The sequence below is a fragment of the Rhizobacter sp. P1_G5 genome, from assembly GCF_056405435.1.
In genome coordinates this window covers 1-1551 of record NZ_JBFUCB010000943.1, presented here as the reverse complement: position 1 = coordinate 1551, position 1551 = coordinate 1, and the positions used below count along the sequence as shown (strand labels likewise).

Sequence of the window (1551 nt, the reverse complement as noted above, 5' to 3'; positions counted from 1 at the left end):
GATCATGCACACTCCGTCGCGGACTCCCTCCACTTTCCAGCGAACTGGGAGACCGCTCTTCGTAAATTGAGCTCCTGCCTTGCCAGTCTGCTGCACCCACAGCGCCGCCGGGTCAGTCGCAAGGTCCGAGACGTTGTGCATAACCCTATCTGCATCCCATGACTGAGGAAACGGGGTCTTGCCGGAGCTGCCGGGCCAGAGGTGACCTCCACCAGTCGCATCTCCATGAAGTATGTGTTGGGTGCGTTGTGCGCTTGCGAGATTGATTGACTCTTTTGYCGCGGCCTTTGCGACGCGTGCCCCACGKAGAGCGGTTCCAGCCACTCCCCAGCTCGCAAAATCCCCCAACACCGTGGCGCCGTTGAACCCAGCGCTGCCCCAACGCCTGTGAGCCAGATCATCGAGCATGCCGTAGGCACCACCGATGAATGGCGTCATGCCGATCGCGATCTCGCCGGCCGTCGGAGCCGGCGTGGAGCCGGTGACCATGACGACCGGCATGCTCGGCTGGCCCGGCTTCTGGTACCAGACCTGGCCGTCGCCCGTCGTGCAATAGCCCTCGGTGCGATCGCAGATGACGCCGTACGCATCGAAGACCGACGACACGTTGAACTGCGGGATCAATGCGTCGAGCCTCGGGACACCGTACCCCCACCCGTTGCCTGAGGTCTCCGCGCGCCCAGGGAGGGTGCCTACGCGAGCGTCAGCGGTCGTCGAATCGCCCGATCCATGCATCAGCCGCACCACGTTCTGCGAGCAGTACGGGTTGTTCCACTTGCACGGATCCAGGATGTCCTGCTTCTTCGGCGGATCCGCCCATCCGCTCGGATCGATGCGTGCCAGCGGGTCGTTGCGCACGTAGCTGTAGCGGTTGAAGCTCTGCAGATCCAGCGGATCCGTCACGAGCGGGTCGCCTGACAGGAAGCGACCGAGGGCCGCGTCATACAGCCGGCCGTTCATGTGCGTGAGCCCGATGTCGTCGAGCTGCTCATGGCCGGTGAAGCCGCGRTCKGTGCCRCYGTTGACGGCCGGGCTCCAGTCGATGACGAGCGCGCCTGCTGCATCGTAGTTGCCGTTCGMGAARCGGCGCTTGCCGAACGGGTCRTAGGCGTTGCGGGCCGTSACGTTGCCGTTGTGRTCCGTSGTYGCCGCGATGCTGCCCAGGTGGTCCTTGTGCCARTACTCCAGCTTCACCGCGCTCAGGCTCGACTGCRCGGCTGGYGCGGTCTGCGYGGCRCCGAGCGTGGGCARCGCKCCSGTGSTCACCAGCACGCCGAGGCTCTGGCCGCCAGCGCTCAGGTAGTGGCGGTTGCTCGTGACCGCGGGGTTCGCTGCGCTCAGGCTCGTGGGTGAGTTGACTTCGCTCTCGAAGGCCAGTCCCCCTGCGTTGTCCGGATGCAGGTACCACGTGGTCCGCGTGCCGGCGTTGGTGCCGCTCGGGATCGTCCGCACCTCGCGGATGCGCGCGTGGTCCTCGTCGTAGCCCCACACGTAGCTCGGCCCGCCTGCAGGCCCTTGCACTCCGCTCTGACTGTCCGGCAGGTTGAAGCC

At 65.8% G+C, this 1551-nt stretch carries 1 protein-coding gene; it reads right to left on the bottom strand.

What is annotated here, in order from left to right; all coding sequences use genetic code 11:
• The coding region (locus AC1D12_RS32955; RefSeq protein ID WP_477845327.1) for an RHS repeat domain-containing protein at positions 1–1551 on the bottom strand (1551 nt) is incomplete at both ends.